Here is a 15,003-nt window from a genome sequence, read left to right as displayed (position 1 = left end):
GCGCGTTTTTCCATGACGGGCACGTGCGCGCACTCGCTCAGACGGGCACCAGGGCGCAGCGCTCCGCCAGCTCGTCCATGGACAGGCCGAGCTCCCGCGCGACGGCGACGACGGTGAAGAACGCCGGGGTCGGCGCTCGCCCCGTCTCGATCTTGCGCAGCGTCTCCACGGAGACGCCCGCGGCCGCGGCGACCTCCGTCATGCTGCGCCCGAGCCGTGCCTCGCGCAGCAAGCGGCCGAGGTGCTCGCCGCGCTCGCGCTCCTGCGGAGTCAATGGGGTGCGGACCATTCCTACAGCGTACCCGAGAGCACATTCCTATACCGGATGAGAATACCGGTATATTTATTGGCATACGGCGCTCTCGTGCCGGCGTCAGCGGTCCTGGCGGTCCAGTACGTCGACCACCCGGAAGATGGCAGTTTACCGGGACCGGTGAACGACACCGAGGGCGCGGCCCCGCTGTCCCCGCCGGGCGCCTTCCGCTCCGGCACCCTTTGGTCGATGCCGTACCCGCCGACCAGGTCGAGGACGAGGACCATGGGACCGGCCCGGCCGGTCCGGGCGGACACCGCGCCGTGCGGGCCGAAACCGCTCGCGGACGGCGCGACCATCAGGACGCGGCTGCCGCCCCTGCGGCCGACGAGGGCCCGGCCCCAGGCGCGTGCGGCGCGCAGAGACGGGACGTTGCGGACACGGCCTAGCGACACGGAGTCCTCCGGGCCGCGCGCCACCGGGTGCACGCCGGCGCCGCGGCCACCGCACACCTGGAGCCGTCCGGGTCGCCCCAGGTCTCGTGGAACCGTCCCGCGGGGGATCAGCGGGACGGTTCCACGAGACCCGACTCGTAGGCGGTGATGACCAGTTGGACCCGGTCCCGGGCGTCCAGCTTGGTGAACAGGCGTGCCACGTGGGACTTGGCGGTGGCCACGCTGATGACCAGCTCCTCGGCGATCTCCTGGTTCGAGCGGCCGAGCCCGACCAGCGTCAGGACCTCGCGCTCGCGCTCCGTGATGCCCTCGACGCGGCGCGGCGAGCGTGCCACGCCGGGTCCGGGCCGCCCGACGAAGTCGGCGATCAGGCGGCGGGTGACACCGGGCGCGATGAGGGCGTCGCCCGCGGCGACCACCCGGACCGCCGCGAGGATGTCCTCCAGCTGCATGTCCTTGACGGCGAAGCCGCCGGCCCCGGCCCGCAGCGCCCCGTACACGTAGTCGTCCTCGTCGAAGGTGGTGAGCACGAGGACACGGCTTCCGGTGTCGGCGGCCGTGATCTGCCGCGTCGCCTCGATGCCGTCCATGCCGGGCATCCGGATGTCCATCACGACCACGTCGGGCCGCAGCCGCGCGGCCAGCTCGACGGCCTCGGCGCCGCCGCCCGCCTCGCCGACGACCTCCAGGTCGTCCGTGTCGGCGATCAGGACCCGGAGCCCTGAGCGAACCAGCGGCTGGTCGTCGACGAGCAGGACCCGGACCGTCATCGTGTCTCCGTCCGCGCGTCCGGCAGCGGGATCCGCGCCGCCACCCGGAACCCGCCCTCCGGCCGCGGCCCGGCACTGAACTCGCCGTGCAGCAGACTCACCCGCTCCCCCATCCCCGTGATCCCCATGCCCGGGACGGTATCCGACGCTCCCGTCCCGGCATCGACGATCTCCAGGATCAGTTCGTCGTCCGCGTACGAGACGAGGACCCGGCACGTGTCGGTGCCCGCGTGCCGGACCACGTTGGTCAGCGACTCCTGCACGATCCGGTACGCGGAGAGGTCGACGTCGGCCGGGAGCGCGCGCCGCTCGCCGCTGCGGACCACCTCGACGTGCACGCCCGCGCTCCTGGCGGTGGTCTCGGTGAGCCGGTCGAGGTCGTCGAGCCCGGTGGTGGGGGCGAGCGGTGCCGCGTCGCCCGGCTCGGCCCTGCGCAGGGCGACCAGGGTGCGGCGCAGCCCCTTGAGGGTCTCGCGACTGGTCGTCTCGATCGCCGCGAGGGCCTCGCGCGCCTCCTTGGGCTGGGTCTCGATGACCCGGCTCGCGACGCCGGACTGGATCGCGATGACGCCGATGCTGTGGGAGACCATGTCGTGCAACTCCCTTGCGATTCGCAGCCGTTCGGCGGTCACGGCCTCCGCGACGGCCTGATTGCGCAGTGCGCTCGCGTGCTCGCGCCGCTCCCGGCCGAGCAGGCCGACCATGCCGGAGACGAGCAGCGCGAGCAGGGCGACGACGCCGCCCGCGATGAGGTTCTCGGCGGGCACGAACAGGAGGATGCCGGTCGCCTGCGCGAGGACACAGAGCACGGCCCCCGTGATCCACTGCCACCGCGGGCGGGTCGCGACCAGGTACCCGAAGACCACGTCGGCCGAGACGAACGCGAGCAGCGTCATCTGCCGGGACTCGTCGAAGGGCCCGCTCGACGGCTGCGCGGCGACCGGGATCAGCGTCCCGAGCAGCGCCACCACGAGCCCCGGGAGCGGCATGCGCCGCACGGCCGGCACCATCAGCACGGCCGACAGCGCGACCCCCAGGGTGCGCACGGCGGGCACGACCTGGGACGAGCCGAACACGGCGAGACCGATGCCGACCGGGTAGAGGGCGAGGCCGGACCAGGCGGCGGCGCGGGAGGCGGTGGGTGCGTTCACACCGGTGAGCGTACGAGGGCGGACGCGGGCGGGCATCGGCCCACGGGATGCATCCCGTGGGCCGACAGGCGCCGTGGTCACCGGCCGGGCCGGACCACCATCGCCGAGCCGCCGCCGCGCCGCACCTTCTCGGCCGCCGCGAGCCACCTGCCGTCCGGGAGCCGCTGGACGCCGGTGGCGGCGCCGATCTCCGGGTTGGCCTTGAAGGAGTGCCCGATGGCCTCCAGCCGTGTCCGCGTCGCGCTGTCGTACAGGGCGGGTTCGAGCTCGGTCTGCGCGGCGTTGCGCTGGCTGGCGCGGGGTGCCGCGATGGCGTCGACGAGCGGCAGACCCCGGTCGAGGAACCCGGTCAGGGTCTGCAGCACGGTGGTGATGATGGTGGCGCCGCCGGGCGATCCGACGGCCACGACCGGCTTGCCGGCCTTGTCCAGGACGATCGTCGGCGAGATGGAGGAGCGCGGCCGCTTGCCCGGTCCCGGCAGGTTCGGGTCGTGCACGTCGGGGCTCGCGGGCGCGAAGGAGAAGTCGGTCAGCTCGTTGTTGAGGAGGAAGCCGCGGCCCGGCACGGTGATGCCGCTGCCGCCGGTCTGCTCGATGGTGAGGGTGTAGGAGACGACGTTGCCCCACTTGTCGGCGGTGGTGAGGTGCGTGGTGTTCTCGCCCTCGTACGTCGTCGGGGCGGCCTTGTCACCGGTCTTGCCGCAGGTCCCGGGGTGCCGCGGGTCGCCGGGCGCGAGGGGGCTGGTGAGCACGGCGTCGTCCTTGATGAGGCAGCCCCGCGCGTCGGCGAACTTCTGCGACAGCAGCTGCTTCGTCGGCACGTCCTCGAAGGCCGGGTCGCCGACCCAGCGGCCCCGGTCGGCGAACGCGATGCGGCTCGCCTCGATGAAGCGGTGCAGGTACGGGACGTCGGACGCCTTCGAGAGGTTCGTCCGCTCCAGGATGTTGAGGGCCTCGCCGACGGTCGTGCCGCCGGAGGAGGACGGTGCCATGGAGTAGACGCCGAGCCCGCGGTACGAAGTCCTGGACGGCGCCCGGTACTTGGCGGTGTACGCCTTCAGGTCCTTCGCCGAGAGCCTGCCGGGGCGTGCGTTGTAGCCGGAACCCGCCGCCACCGGCGGCTTGTTGACGGTCCTGACGACGTCGGCGCCGAGGTCCCCGCGGTACAGCGCGTCGACGCCCTCGCGGCCCAGCTCCTGGTACGTGCGTGCCAGGTCCGGGTTCTTGAACGTCGAGCCCACGGCCGGCAGTTGTCCGCCCGGCAGGAACAGCTTCGCCGTGTCGGGGAAGTTCCGGAACCGGGCCTCGTTCGACGCGGTCTGCGAGCGGAACGTGTCGTCGACGGTGAACCCGTCGCGCGCCAGCTTCTGCGCGGGCCGCAGCACGGTGCCGAGCCCCTTGCTGCCCCACGCGTCGAGCGCGGACTGCCAGGTGGCCGGGGTGCCGGGCGTCCCGACGCTCAGCCCGCTGGTGACCGCGTCGTTGAAGGCGAGCGGCTTGCCGTTCTCCAGGAACAGGTCGGATCCGGCCGTCAACGGCGCCGTCTCGCGGCCGTCGACGGTGTGGACCTTGCGGGACTTGGCGTCGTAGTAGACGAAGTAGCCGCCTCCGCCGACGCCGGACGAGTACGGCTCGGTGACACCGAGCGCGGCCGCGGTGGCGACGGCGGCGTCCACCGCGTTGCCCCCGTTGCGCAGCACCTCGATGCCGGCGGCCGAGGCGTCCTGGTCGACGCTCGCCACGGCGCCGCCGTACCCGACGGCGACCGGAGTCTTGTGCACCGTGCCGTTCCGGCTACCGGAAGCGGCCGAGGGCGGGGCCGCCGCCCCGACCGCCACCATGGTCGCCGCAACCGCGCACAACGACACATTCCGCCCAACTGAACGCCTCATCAGTACCTCCGGTCAACAGCCGTCTGCGCAGCGTAACTTGACTTCGAAGAGCCGTCAGGACCCCCTCGAACACGGGTGCGCCGGTTGGCTAGAGTGCGCCCCCATGACTGAAGACGTGCGCAACATCGTCCTCGGCCTGATCGCAGCGGGCATCAGCGCCGCGCTGGGCTGGCTCGCCCGCACCTATCTGTGGAAGCGCAGGCTCCGCCGCAAGCAGGGCTTCTTCGGGCTGCCCGACAACTCCGAGTCGCTGCTGGTGGTGAACCGCGACGCGGGCGGCCCCGAGCTGACGGTGAAGCGCCACGACGTCTTCGCGCTCCTCGAACTCTCCGCGCTCATCAAGGACTGCGGCGCCCACGCCCAGGTCGTCGCCCATGACACGGCCCAGCAGGGCTTCGGCGAACGGACGGAGTTCTGCGTCGGAGGGCCCTCCTCCAATCGCCGGATGGCGGCCCACATGGTGAGCCTGCTGCCCGGCATCCGCGTCAACACGGACCCCGAGCCGGGCCCGGACCGCGGTGCCTTCCAGATCGGCTCCGAGCGCTACCGCCTGGAGCCCGGGACGACCGAGTACGTGGTCCTCGCCCGGCTGACGGCGGGCCAGGCCAAGGAGGCGAGACCGGTGTTCCTCTTCTGCGGCCAGCTGCCCATCACCAACCAGGCCGCCACCCGCTATCTCGCCCGCCACCACGAGCGTCTCGCCCGCAAGCACGGCAACAACTCGTTCGTCCTGCTGCTGAAGGTCGTCAACTCCCAGGCGTACGGTCCCGACGTCGTCGAACTGGTCGCGGACGTCACACGGGCCGCCCAGACGCCGCTGCCGGCCCCGGCGGCGTCGCGCACCTCGCACCGCGCGAAATAACCCCGATAACCAAGGGGAGCGGTGCCCCTGTCGCGTACGAGTGCGACAAGGGCCCGCTCGGCCTCGGCAAGCAGGCGCGTCCCGTCCCGCGCGCAGCTGACCTTCTCCGCACGGACGTGCGGAGTGATCTCCGGCTGCTGGGCGGGGACTGCCCATGCTCCGCCTACTGCACTCCTGGCAGCAGCGTCCCTGGTTCGGCCGCGGCGACACCCGCGGCGTCCGTCTTGGGATTACGCCGCTGACGCCTGGCCACCCGCTGGGCGAGCCACGACAGCAGCATGCACATCCCGATGTAGATCGGCGAGATCACCATCACCACGGGGATGAACGGCAAATCGTAGTCGAGGTTCGACGCGATGAGCTTCCCGGCGTGGAGGAACTCCTCATAGGTGATCAGATAGCCCAGCGAGGTGTCCTTCAGGGCCACCACCAGCTGGCTGATGATGGCGGGCAGCATCGCCCGCACGGCCTGCGGTACGAGCACGTGCGCCATGACCTGCGTCTTGCGCATTCCGAGCGCGTACGCCGCCTCGCGCTGCCCGCGCTCCACGGAGTTGATGCCCGAGCGGAACACCTCGGCGAGCACGGAGCCGTTGTAGAGCGTCAGGCCGGCGACGAGCGCGGGCAGCGGCTCCACCTTCAGGGCCACGTAGATGAAGAAGATCATCACGAGGACGGGCATGGCCCGGAAGAACTCGACGAACAGCGTCGCGAGCCAGCGCACCGGCCTGTGGTCGGAGAGCCGCCCCACCGCGAGGACCGTGCCGAGCACGAGCGAGAGCGCGGCCGCGATGGCGAAGGCCTTCAGCGTGTTGCCGAGCCCGCGCAGCAGCAGCTCCTGGATGCCCTTGTACTCGAAGGGCATCCACTTCGTGTACGTGAACTGGTCGGTGTCGAACAGGAGGTAGAGGATCCAGCCGACGAGGGCGAGCACGATCAGCGTCGAGATCAGCCCGTACAGCTTGTGCCGGCGCTCGGTCTTCGGTCCCGGGATGTCGTAGAGGGCGGTGGCGCTGTGGTCGAGGGCTTTCATCGGGCGACTCCCCAGCGCTTCTCGAGGACGTTGAAGACCGCGCTGATGGCCAGCGTGATGATGAGGTAGCCGAGCGCGATCCAGACGAACGTCCAGATGATGTTGTAGCCGAGTTCGCTGAGCGTCTTGTAGGTGCCGAGCAGCTCGACGACGCTGAACGCGCCCGCGATCGCGGAGTTCTTGGCGAGCGCGATGAGCGTGGAGCCGACCGGCGGGATCACGGACCGGAAGGCCTGCGGCAGGATCACGGTGGTCAGGGTCTGGCCGAACGTCATGCCGAGGCTGCGGGCGGCCTCGCCCTGCCCCTTGGGCACGGTGTTGATGCCGGAGCGCAGCGCCTCGCAGATGAACGCCGAGGTGTAGCAGCCGAGCGCGAGCACCGCGAAGACGGTGAAGGGCAGGACCAGGCCGAAGCGCGGCAGACCGAGCAGCACCGCGAAGAACAGCAGGGTCAGCGGGGTGTTGCGCAGGACCGTGACCCAGGCGGTGCCGAAGGCGCGGAAGGAGCCGACGGGCGCGACCCGGAACGACGCCATGACGAAGCCGAGCACGAGGGCCAGGAGCGAGGCGTAGACGGTGAGTTCGACCGTACCGAGGAAGCCCTTCCAGTACGTCGAGAAGTTGTCGGTCAGGACATTCACGTGACGCCTCCTCAGTTCGCCGGGTAGCGGTCGATGGCGGGCGGCTTCGGGGCGGGCACGCCGGACAGGCCGAGCGTGGCGTCGTAGGCCTTCTTCCAGTCGCCGTCGTCCTCGCGCGCCTTGAGCGCGTCGTCGACGGCGAACCGCAGCGCGGTGTCGCCCTTGGGGACGCCGATGCCGTAGGGCTCCTCGGAGAACGGCTTGCCGACGAGCTTCAGGTCGTCGGGGACCTTGGCCGCGTAGCCGAGCAGGATCGCGTCGTCGGTGGTGACGGCGTCGACCTGGTAGGTCAGCAGGTTGTCGACGCAGACCGAGTAGGTGTCGTAGGCGACGAGCTGTGCCTTCGGGTAGTCGGCCTGGATGCGCTGGTACGGGGTCGAGCCGGCCGCCGAGCAGACCCGCTTGCCGTCGAGGTCGCCCGGTCCCTTGATGTCGTCCTCGTCGGTGCGCACGAGCAGGCCCTGGCCCGCCATGTAGTAGGGGCCGCCGAAGCCGACGAGCTTCTTGCGGTTGTCGTTGATGGTGTAGGTGCCGACGTAGTAGTCGATCTGGCCGTTCTGCAGGGCGGTCTCGCGGTTGGCGGAGGCGATGGTCCGGAAGGCGATCTTCTTCGGGTCGAGGCCGAGCGAGGCCGAGATCATCTTGGCGATCTCGATGTCGAAGCCGGAGTAGACGCCGTTGGCCGGGTTCTTCTCGCCGAGGTAGGGCTGGTCCTCCTTGGCGCCGACGACGAAGTGCCCGCGCCGCTGTGCCTTCTTCCACGTGCCGGAGTCGGGCAGCGAGAATCCCTGCGCCACGGGGTACTTGGGGAGTTCGTCGGCCGAGGGGCCCTTGGTGGGCGGGCTGCCTTCCTTGCCGCAGGCGGTGGCGGCCAGGGCCGTCACCACCAGGACGGCGAGCAGCCGTAGCGACTTGGCGATCATGGTGTGCTGCGCTCCCCCGTCAGTGCTTGAGGATCTTGGAGAGGAAGTCCCGGGCGCGCTCGCTCTCCGGGTGCGTGAAGAAGTCCTCGGGGGCGCGGTCCTCGACGATCTTCCCGTCCGCCATGAAGACGACGCGGTCGGCTGCGGTGCGGGCGAAGCCCATCTCGTGGGTGACCACGACCATCGTCATGCCGTCGCGGGCCAGTTGCTGCATGACCTCGAGGACCTCGTTGATCATCTCGGGGTCGAGGGCCGAGGTCGGCTCGTCGAAGAGCAGGGCCTTGGGGTCCATGGCGAGGGCGCGGGCGATGGCCACGCGCTGCTGCTGGCCGCCGGACATCTGTGCGGGGAACTTGTCGGCATGGGCGGCGAGTCCGACCCGGTCGAGGAGCTCGCGGGAGCGCTTGTCGGCCTCGTCCTTCTTGCGCTTCCTGACCTTCACCTGGGCCAGCGAGACGTTCTGCAGGACCGTCTTGTGCGCGAAGAGGTTGAAGGACTGGAAGACCATGCCCACTTCGGCCCGCAGCTGGGCGAGCGCCTTGCCCTCCTCGGGCAGCGGCCTGCCGTCGAGGCGGATGGATCCGGACTGGATGGTCTCCAGTCGGTTGATCGTCCGGCAGAGCGTCGACTTTCCCGACCCCGAAGGGCCGATGACCACCACCACCTCCCCCTTGCCGACGGTGAGGTCGATGTCCTGGAGGACATGCAGCTCCCCGTAGTACTTGTTGACGTCACGCAGCTCGATCAACGGATCGACGGCCATGGCAGTACCTGCCCACTCTCAGCTGTGTCGGTCCGCGCAAACTACCCACGCCAATTTGGTACTTACTGGACGACACGCATCAATGGGCATTAACCGTATTTGAGGCTCTACGTTCTTGCGGAGCGGGAGTTCACGACTCGGCGGCCTCCGCGTAGAACTGGGAGAGCTCGGGGGCGCCGCTCACCGCCCAGTCGCGGCCCGCCTCGACCACGTCGATCTCCCGCCCGGACGCGAGTCGTACCACCGGCTGCCCGTTGGGCCAGATCACCCAGGTGGCGTCGGGCACGTGGCGGACGAGGATCGTCCCCAGGTACAGACCTGCGTCGTTGCCGAGCCACGGCAGCACCTCCTCGTCCTCCCGCCAGCGCGGGACGAGCTGGTCCAGGGCGGCCAACGACCCGACGGAGTCGTCGAGTTCGACTCCGGCGTCCTGGGCCTGGGAGCGCAACAGCTCACACTCGGAGAGGAGTTCGGCGACGCCCTCGGCGCTGTCGTCACCGGGGCCGCCCCCCTCGGACACCACGGCGACACCGAAGGCCGCATCCTGCTTCTTACGCCAATTGCCCACGAAAGGGATCTTCATACCGACCAGCCTCGCATCCGGTCCGCTCCACGCACCACAGGCGCGCAGGCCTCCGTTCCAGGGGAGTTCGCGCCACCTTCATACGCGCCTCATTGACGCGTCCACGTCGCCTCCTTACGTTCATGGCGCACTGGTCACGGCCGACACAGTGAACGTCTCAGCGGAGGGAGCCGGTCTTGCGCCGACGCACCTGGGCAACCGCCGTCCTGCTGGCCGTCTGCGCGGGGCTCGCCCCCGTCACGACGGCCCGGGCGGCCGCCCCGCACGGACCCGGGCCGCTCCCCCTGGAGCGGCTCTTCGACAACCGGGCGGTCAGCGACGACCGGGCGCCCGGCGACGCGGACTTCGACGGCGCGGGCGGCTCGCTGTCCGCCCAGGACCTGGCCGCCGCGGGCTGGACTCCCGGGCAGGGATTGGGAGTTGAGCGGGCACGGCTGACCTGGCCGAGATCGGCGGGGACCGGGCCGGACAACGTACGGGCGGACGGGCAGCGGGTCCGGGTGACCGGCCGGGGCGACGCGCTGGCGTTCCTCGTCGCGGGGACGGGCGGGGACGCGCGGGGTTCGGGCACCGTGCGGTACGCGGACGGCACCCGGTCGGGGTACACGCTCACCGCCCCCGACTGGCGGACCGGGCCGCTCGCCACGAAGTCGGTCGCGCTGCCGCACCGCAACACGCCGGACGGTCAACTCACCGAGAAGACACGGCTGTACGTGGTGACGGTGCCGGTGCGGGCGGGGCACCGGATCGCGTCCGTGGAGCTGCCGCGGGCCACGGGCGGCGCCGCGCTGCACGTGTTCGCGGCGTCCGTGCGCGCGGCGACGACGGGATGGACCGGGACTTGGGCGGCGTCCCCGGCCGGCTACACGACCGTGGGGCCCTGGGTCGATCGCACGGTACGCCTCGTCGTGCACACGAGCACGGGCGGACCGCGGGTGCGGATCCGGCTGGACAACACGTTCGCGTCGACGCCGGTACGGATCGGCGGCGCGTCGGTCGCGGTGCAGGAGGCCGGGGCGGCGGCGCGCGGGAAGCCGGTACCGCTGACGTTCCGGGGCGCGCGGGGCGCACTGCTCCCGGCGGGGGCCCAGGAGTTCAGCGATCCGGTGGACTTCCGCGTCCCCGCCGACGCCAACCTCCTGGTGAGCTTCCATCTGCCGCAGCCGGTGGCCGCGGCGCCCGTGCACAGTCAGGCGATCCAGGGCTCGTACGTGAGCGGGCCCGGGGACCACGCGACGGAGGCGGACGGCTCGGCCTACACGTCGACGATCGCGTACTGGCCGCTGCTCACCGGGGTCGACGTCGCCGGCGGGCCGGGGTCGGTGGTGCTGCTCGGCGACTCCATCACCGATGGCGTGAAGTCGACGCAGAACGCGAACAGGCGGTGGCCGAACGTGCTGGCCGCGCGGTTGCTGGCGCAGTCGGACGTGCCGCGGTACGGCGTGCTCAACGAGGGCATCTCGGCGAACCGCGTCGTCGCCGACCGGTACCCCGGGGACGGGATCTCCACGGACACGGGCGGGGTCAGCGCCCTGCACCGGCTCGACCGGGACGTGTTCGCACAGACCTCGGCCCGGACCGTCGTGGTGTTCCAGGGCGTCAACGACGTGCGGTGGGGCGCGACCGCGGCGCAGGTCGAGGCCGGGCTGCGGGAGATCGTGGAGCGGGCGCACGCGCGGGGGCTGAAGGTGGTCGGGGCGACGATCACTCCGTGCGAGGGCGAGGCACTGTGCACGGCGGCCGCCGATGCGGAGCGGGTCGCCGTGAACGCGTATGTGCGCGGGCCCGGTTCAGGGTTCGACGGGGTGCTCGATTTCGATGCGGTGGTGCGGGATCCGGTGCGGCCCTCGCGGATGCGGGCCGAGTTCGACAGCGGGGATCATCTGCATCCGGGGGACGCGGGGCTGAAGGCGCTGGCGGATTCGGTGGACCTGGGCGTCCTGGCGCCGTAGCCCGGCGGGTGGGGGTCGTGCGGTGCGGGCCGGTGGGGCTTCTCGCGCAGTTCCCCGCGCCCCTGAGGCATGCAGCTTCGCTGCTGCCCCATCGATGAGATGCCGCACGAAGTGCGCATCTCAGGGGCGCGGGGAACTGCGCGAGCAACCGCGACGGAGCCGCCGTCGCGCTACACGTCGAGATCCACCACGACGGGGGCGTGATCCGAGGCCCCCTTGCCCTTGCGCTCCTCACGGTCGACGTACGCATCCTTGACCGCCCCGGCGAACGCGGGGTTCCCGTAGACCAGGTCGATGCGCATGCCCTTGTTCTTGGGGAAGCCGAGGGCGCGGTAGTCCCAGTACGTGAACGGGTGGTCGTACTTCAGGGGGCGCGGGACGACATCGGTCAGGCCGCCGTCCCGCAACGCCGCGAGAGCGGCCCGCTCGGCGGGGGTCACATGCGTCGCGCCCTCGAAGACGCCGATGTCCCAGACGTCGTCGTCCGTCGGTGCCACGTTGTAGTCGCCCAGCACCGCGAACGGGCGGGTGCCCGCCGCGTCGCCCGCGACGGCCGCCTTCAGGGCCTCGAACCACTGGAGCTTGTACGCGTAGTGCGGGTGGTCCACCTCGCGGCCGTTCGGCACGTAGACCGACCAGACGCGGACCGGGCCGCAGGTCGCGGAGACGGCGCGCGGCTCCTGCGCCCCGTCGTAGCCCGGGTCGCCGGGCAGGCCCTTGACGACGTCCTCCAGGCCGACGCGGGAGAGCAGCGCCACCCCGTTCCACCTGCCGTTCGCGTTCACCGCCGACTCGTAGCCCAGCTCCCGCAGCTCGTCCGCGGGGAACTGCTCGGCCGAGCACTTGGTCTCCTGGATGCAGAGCACGTCCGTGCCGCTGTTCTCCAGCCAGGCCAGGAGGCGCGGCAGACGCGCGGTGATCGAGTTCACGTTCCAGGTAGCAATGCGCATGCCTCACAACCTACCGGGCGGGTACGACAGCGGGCCTCCGCGCCACCCGGACATAGACAGGCAACCTTGCAAGTTTTCCTGTCAGACAGGTAGCCTGCCGAATATGAGCATCAGCACCCCCCTCGACGAGCGCACCGCCCTCGTCCTCATCGACCTCCAGAACGGCATCCTCGGCCTGCCGACCGTGCACCCCTCGGCCGAGGTCCTGAAGAACGGCGCGCGGCTCGCCGACGCCTTCCGCGCCAAGGGCCTGCCGGTCGTGCGCGTGCGCGTGACCTGGTCGCCCGACGGCGGCGACCTGCCCGTGAGCCGTGCCGCGACGCCGGGCCTGACGCAGGCCCCGCCGGCCGAGTTCGCCGAGTTCCCGGCCGAGCTGGGCCCGCTGGGCGACGACATCGTGATCACCAAGCGGCACTGGGGCGCGTTCACCGGCACCGAGCTGGACCTCCAGCTGCGGCGGCGCGGGGTCACGCAGATCGTGCTCGGCGGCATCTCGTCGTCGATCGGCGTCGAGTCGACCGCGCGCTCCGCGTTCGAGCTGAGCTACCACCAGGTGATCGTCTCGGACGCGACGACCGACACGGACGCCGCGTCCCACGAGCACGCCTTCGGGAAGATCTTCCCGCGCATCGCGGAGATCGGCACGACCGACGAGGTGCTCGAACTCCTGGGCCGCTAGCGGCCGTTCAGACCTGCGCGGAGGCCCCCGGCGTCAGCCGCAGGTGCTCCGCGCCGCCCAGCTCGCCGATCTGCCGGTCGTAGATCGGCCGGGCCAGGTCGGTCAGCAGCGCGTCGTGGATGTCGTAGGCGCGACGCGGCTTGACCTCGCGCACGTAGTCGATGACCTCGGAGATCTTGCTCCAGGGCGCCATGACCGGGAGCATCAGCGTCTCGACCGGGTGGTCGGGGACGGTCAGGGCGTCGCCGGGGTGGAAGACCGTGCCGGCGTCGACGAGATAGCCGACGTTCGTGATGCGCGGGATGTCCGGGTGGATGACGGCGTGCAGCTCGCCGTGGACCTGGACGTCGAATCCGGCCGCGGTGAACGTGTCGCCGTGCCCGACCGTGTGGACACGGCCGGGGAACGCCGCGGCGATCTGCTCCGCGACCGCGTTCAGGGTCCAGATGTGCGCGCCGGGATTGGCTTCCATCCCGGCGCGCAGTCGTGCCTCGTCGAAGTGGTCGGGGTGCTCGTGCGTCACCAGGATCGCGTCGGCGCCGACGGCCGCGTCCTGTTCGCCGAAGCCGCCCGGATCGATGACCAGGGCCTGCCCGTCCTTCTCCAGGCGGACGCAGGAGTGGAACTTCTTCGTGAGCTTCATGCTTCCCATCCTGCTCCCGCCGGGCGGGGTCCGGGCAACCGGAGACCGGTGCTCCGGGCACCCGGCTGACGGTCACTCCTGCGGGGTCGTCTCCTCGCGGATGACCTGCTGGGCCACCTTGAAGGCGGAATTGGCCGCGGGGACCCCGCAGTAGACGGCCGCCTGGAGCAGGATCTCCTTGATCTCGTCGGCCGTCAGGCCGTTGCGCAGGGCCGCGCGCGTGTGGAAGGCCAGTTCGTCGAGGTGGCCGCCCGCCACCAGCGCCGTCAGCGTCACGCCGGAGCGCATCCGGCGGTCGAGGCCGGGACGGTTCCAGATCTCGCCCCAGGCGTAGCGCGTGATGAATTCCTGGAAGTCGCCGGAGAAGTCGTCGGCCGTGGCCAGGGCGCGGTCCACGTGCGCGTCGCCCAGCACCTCGCGGCGCACCTTCAGGCCCGCGTCGTGCGGGTCGGGGCGGACGGCCGCCTCGGGCTGCGCGGCGGCCGGGGCGATCTCCGCGACGGGGGCGATCGGCGGGGGCGGCGGGGCGAGGACCGGCTTGACCGGGGCGGCCGGAATGGCGTGCTGGCCGGTGTCGTACGCGGGCAGCCAGGCCGTGGAGAAGTGGCGTACGAGGAGGTCGGTGACGGCCGCGGGCTGCTCGACCGGGGCCAGGTGGGAGGCGCCGGGGACGACCGCGAGGCGGGCGTCCGGGATGCCGGCGACGAGGGTGCGGGCCTGCGCCGGGCCCGTGACCTGGTCCTCGGAGCCGACCAGGACGAGCGTCGGGACACCGATGGCGCCCAGTTCCGCGCGGATGTCGAAGGCGGCCAGCGCCTCGCAGGCCGCGATGTAGCAGCCGGGGTCCGTGGTGCGGACCATCTGGACGGCCCAGTCCGTGATCGCCGGCTGTGCGGCGGCGAACCCGGAGGTGAACCAGCGCTCGGGTGAGGTACGCGCGATGGGGTCCAGGCCGTTGCTGCGCACGATGACGCCGCGCTGGCGGAACTCGTCGGCCGTGCCGAAGCGCGGCGAGGCCGCTATCAGGGCGAGGGAGGCGACGCGCTGCGGGTGGCGCAGGGCCAGTTCCGCGCCGATCGCGCCGCCCAGTGAGCAGCCCGCGTAGCCGAAGCGCTGCACGCCCAGCTCGTCGAGGGTGGCGAGCAGCGCGTCCGCGAGCTCGGCGACGGAACCGAGCGGGTGGGCGGGGGCGCCGCCGTGCCCGGGAAGGTCGAAGCGGAACACCCGCCACTGCCGGGCCAGCTCGGGTATCTGCCGGTCCCACATGTGCCAGGTGGTGCCGAGGGACGGTCCCAGGATCAGGACCGGGGCGTCGTCCGGCCCGTCAAAGCGGTATTGCAAAGGTGCGATCGTCGTCTTGCTCACCCGCTCACGCTCCCACATCTCCTCATTCCTCACGGACGCGGGTCACCACGATCGCCAAACCTCCCCAAGGTTCCATCACCGGACGCAG

15 protein-coding genes are annotated in these 15,003 nt (G+C 71.4%); 3 read left to right on the top strand and 12 right to left on the bottom strand.

Annotation, left to right across the window (positions count from 1 at the left end):
• Nucleotides 1–37: 37 nt before the first annotated feature.
• From ACVHNB_RS11800 to ggt, 4 genes are all read right to left on the bottom strand, one after another.
• Nucleotides 38–289 (bottom strand): helix-turn-helix domain-containing protein, encoded by a 252-nt coding sequence (locus tag ACVHNB_RS11800; RefSeq protein ID WP_428951416.1) that lies wholly within the window; start codon nucleotides 287–289, stop codon nucleotides 38–40.
• 526 nt (nucleotides 290–815) lie between these two features.
• Entirely contained in the window at nucleotides 816–1,478 is a 663-nt protein-coding gene (locus ACVHNB_RS11795; RefSeq protein ID WP_428951417.1) for a response regulator, read from the bottom strand.
• Complete coding sequence (locus ACVHNB_RS11790) at nucleotides 1,475–2,629, bottom strand: sensor histidine kinase (RefSeq protein ID WP_428951418.1); 1,155 nt, start codon at nucleotides 2,627–2,629, stop codon at nucleotides 1,475–1,477. The genes ACVHNB_RS11795 and ACVHNB_RS11790 overlap by 4 nt, the downstream gene beginning before the upstream one ends.
• Before the next feature lie 77 nt (nucleotides 2,630–2,706).
• Nucleotides 2,707–4,521, bottom strand: a complete 1,815-nt coding sequence (gene ggt / locus ACVHNB_RS11785) for a gamma-glutamyltransferase (RefSeq protein ID WP_456228002.1) — start codon at nucleotides 4,519–4,521, stop codon at nucleotides 2,707–2,709.
• Nucleotides 4,522–4,624: 103 nt separating this feature from the next.
• On the opposite strand from ggt, the gene ACVHNB_RS11780 reads away from it, so the two are divergent.
• Nucleotides 4,625–5,383 (top strand): hypothetical protein, encoded by a 759-nt coding sequence (locus ACVHNB_RS11780; protein ID WP_428951420.1) that lies wholly within the window; start codon nucleotides 4,625–4,627, stop codon nucleotides 5,381–5,383.
• Nucleotides 5,384–5,546: 163 nt separating this feature from the next.
• On the opposite strand, the gene ACVHNB_RS11775 is transcribed toward ACVHNB_RS11780, so the two are convergent.
• The 5 genes from ACVHNB_RS11775 to ACVHNB_RS11755 all read right to left on the bottom strand — a co-directional run bounded on the left by ACVHNB_RS11775 (nucleotide 5,547) and on the right by ACVHNB_RS11755 (nucleotide 9,326).
• Nucleotides 5,547–6,416 carry an amino acid ABC transporter permease gene (locus ACVHNB_RS11775; RefSeq protein ID WP_428951421.1) on the bottom strand — a complete coding sequence of 290 codons (870 nt, stop codon included), beginning with the start codon at nucleotides 6,414–6,416 and terminating at the stop codon, nucleotides 5,547–5,549.
• Complete coding sequence (locus ACVHNB_RS11770) at nucleotides 6,413–7,057, bottom strand: amino acid ABC transporter permease (RefSeq protein ID WP_428951422.1); 645 nt, start codon at nucleotides 7,055–7,057, stop codon at nucleotides 6,413–6,415. The genes ACVHNB_RS11775 and ACVHNB_RS11770 overlap by 4 nt, the downstream gene beginning before the upstream one ends.
• 11 nt (nucleotides 7,058–7,068) lie before the next feature.
• Complete coding sequence (locus tag ACVHNB_RS11765; RefSeq protein WP_428951423.1) at nucleotides 7,069–7,980, bottom strand: glutamate ABC transporter substrate-binding protein; 912 nt, start codon at nucleotides 7,978–7,980, stop codon at nucleotides 7,069–7,071.
• A 19-nt stretch (nucleotides 7,981–7,999) separates the two neighbouring features.
• Nucleotides 8,000–8,743: an amino acid ABC transporter ATP-binding protein gene (locus tag ACVHNB_RS11760; protein WP_456228001.1), complete on the bottom strand. Its 744-nt coding sequence runs from the start codon at nucleotides 8,741–8,743 to the stop codon at nucleotides 8,000–8,002.
• A gap of 130 nt (nucleotides 8,744–8,873) precedes the next feature.
• A complete protein-coding gene (locus tag ACVHNB_RS11755; protein ID WP_428951425.1) occupies nucleotides 8,874–9,326 on the bottom strand; it encodes a DUF6278 family protein in 453 nt (150 codons plus the stop codon).
• 176 nt (nucleotides 9,327–9,502) lie between these two features.
• Here ACVHNB_RS11755 and ACVHNB_RS11750 point away from each other — a divergent pair, with 176 nt between their 5' ends.
• Complete coding sequence (locus tag ACVHNB_RS11750; protein WP_456228000.1) at nucleotides 9,503–11,278, top strand: SGNH/GDSL hydrolase family protein; 1,776 nt, start codon at nucleotides 9,503–9,505, stop codon at nucleotides 11,276–11,278.
• 170 nt (nucleotides 11,279–11,448) lie between these two features.
• Here ACVHNB_RS11750 and ACVHNB_RS11745 read toward each other — a convergent pair whose 3' ends face one another.
• Nucleotides 11,449–12,228, bottom strand: a complete 780-nt coding sequence (locus ACVHNB_RS11745; protein WP_428951427.1) for an exodeoxyribonuclease III — start codon at nucleotides 12,226–12,228, stop codon at nucleotides 11,449–11,451.
• A gap of 103 nt (nucleotides 12,229–12,331) precedes the next feature.
• On the opposite strand from ACVHNB_RS11745, the gene ACVHNB_RS11740 reads away from it, so the two are divergent.
• Nucleotides 12,332–12,907 carry an isochorismatase family protein gene (locus ACVHNB_RS11740; RefSeq protein ID WP_428951428.1) on the top strand — a complete coding sequence of 192 codons (576 nt, stop codon included), beginning with the start codon at nucleotides 12,332–12,334 and terminating at the stop codon, nucleotides 12,905–12,907.
• 7 nt (nucleotides 12,908–12,914) lie between these two features.
• Here ACVHNB_RS11740 and ACVHNB_RS11735 read toward each other — a convergent pair whose 3' ends face one another.
• Entirely contained in the window at nucleotides 12,915–13,550 is a 636-nt protein-coding gene (locus tag ACVHNB_RS11735; RefSeq protein ID WP_456227999.1) for an MBL fold metallo-hydrolase, read from the bottom strand.
• A 72-nt stretch (nucleotides 13,551–13,622) separates the two neighbouring features.
• Nucleotides 13,623–14,933, bottom strand: a complete 1,311-nt coding sequence (pcaDC, locus tag ACVHNB_RS11730; RefSeq protein ID WP_456228866.1) for a bifunctional 3-oxoadipate enol-lactonase/4-carboxymuconolactone decarboxylase PcaDC — start codon at nucleotides 14,931–14,933, stop codon at nucleotides 13,623–13,625.
• Nucleotides 14,934–15,003 lie beyond the last annotated feature (70 nt).

Source organism: Streptomyces sp. YJ-C3 (assembly GCF_053891275.1).
Note: the sequence above shows the minus strand (reverse complement) of the source record. Positions and strands in the feature narration are given on the sequence as shown.

Excerpts from the sequence above, each read along its gene's own strand:
- ACVHNB_RS11800 (WP_428951416.1), bottom strand. The coding sequence starts at position 289 with ATGGTCCGCACCCCATTGACTCCGCAGGAGCGCGAGCGCGGCGAGCAC.
- ACVHNB_RS11795 (WP_428951417.1), bottom strand. The coding sequence starts at position 1,478 with ATGACGGTCCGGGTCCTGCTCGTCGACGACCAGCCGCTGGTTCGCTCA.
- ggt (WP_456228002.1), bottom strand. The coding sequence starts at position 4,521 with ATGAGGCGTTCAGTTGGGCGGAATGTGTCGTTGTGCGCGGTTGCGGCG.
- ACVHNB_RS11780 (WP_428951420.1), top strand. The coding sequence starts at position 4,625 with ATGACTGAAGACGTGCGCAACATCGTCCTCGGCCTGATCGCAGCGGGC.
- ACVHNB_RS11775 (WP_428951421.1), bottom strand. The coding sequence starts at position 6,416 with ATGAAAGCCCTCGACCACAGCGCCACCGCCCTCTACGACATCCCGGGA.
- ACVHNB_RS11765 (WP_428951423.1), bottom strand. The coding sequence starts at position 7,980 with ATGATCGCCAAGTCGCTACGGCTGCTCGCCGTCCTGGTGGTGACGGCC.
- ACVHNB_RS11760 (WP_456228001.1), bottom strand. The coding sequence starts at position 8,743 with ATGGCCGTCGATCCGTTGATCGAGCTGCGTGACGTCAACAAGTACTAC.
- ACVHNB_RS11755 (WP_428951425.1), bottom strand. The coding sequence starts at position 9,326 with ATGAAGATCCCTTTCGTGGGCAATTGGCGTAAGAAGCAGGATGCGGCC.
- ACVHNB_RS11745 (WP_428951427.1), bottom strand. The coding sequence starts at position 12,228 with ATGCGCATTGCTACCTGGAACGTGAACTCGATCACCGCGCGTCTGCCG.
- ACVHNB_RS11740 (WP_428951428.1), top strand. The coding sequence starts at position 12,332 with ATGAGCATCAGCACCCCCCTCGACGAGCGCACCGCCCTCGTCCTCATC.
- ACVHNB_RS11735 (WP_456227999.1), bottom strand. The coding sequence starts at position 13,550 with ATGAAGCTCACGAAGAAGTTCCACTCCTGCGTCCGCCTGGAGAAGGAC.
- pcaDC (WP_456228866.1), bottom strand. The coding sequence starts at position 14,933 with ATGTGGGAGCGTGAGCGGGTGAGCAAGACGACGATCGCACCTTTGCAA.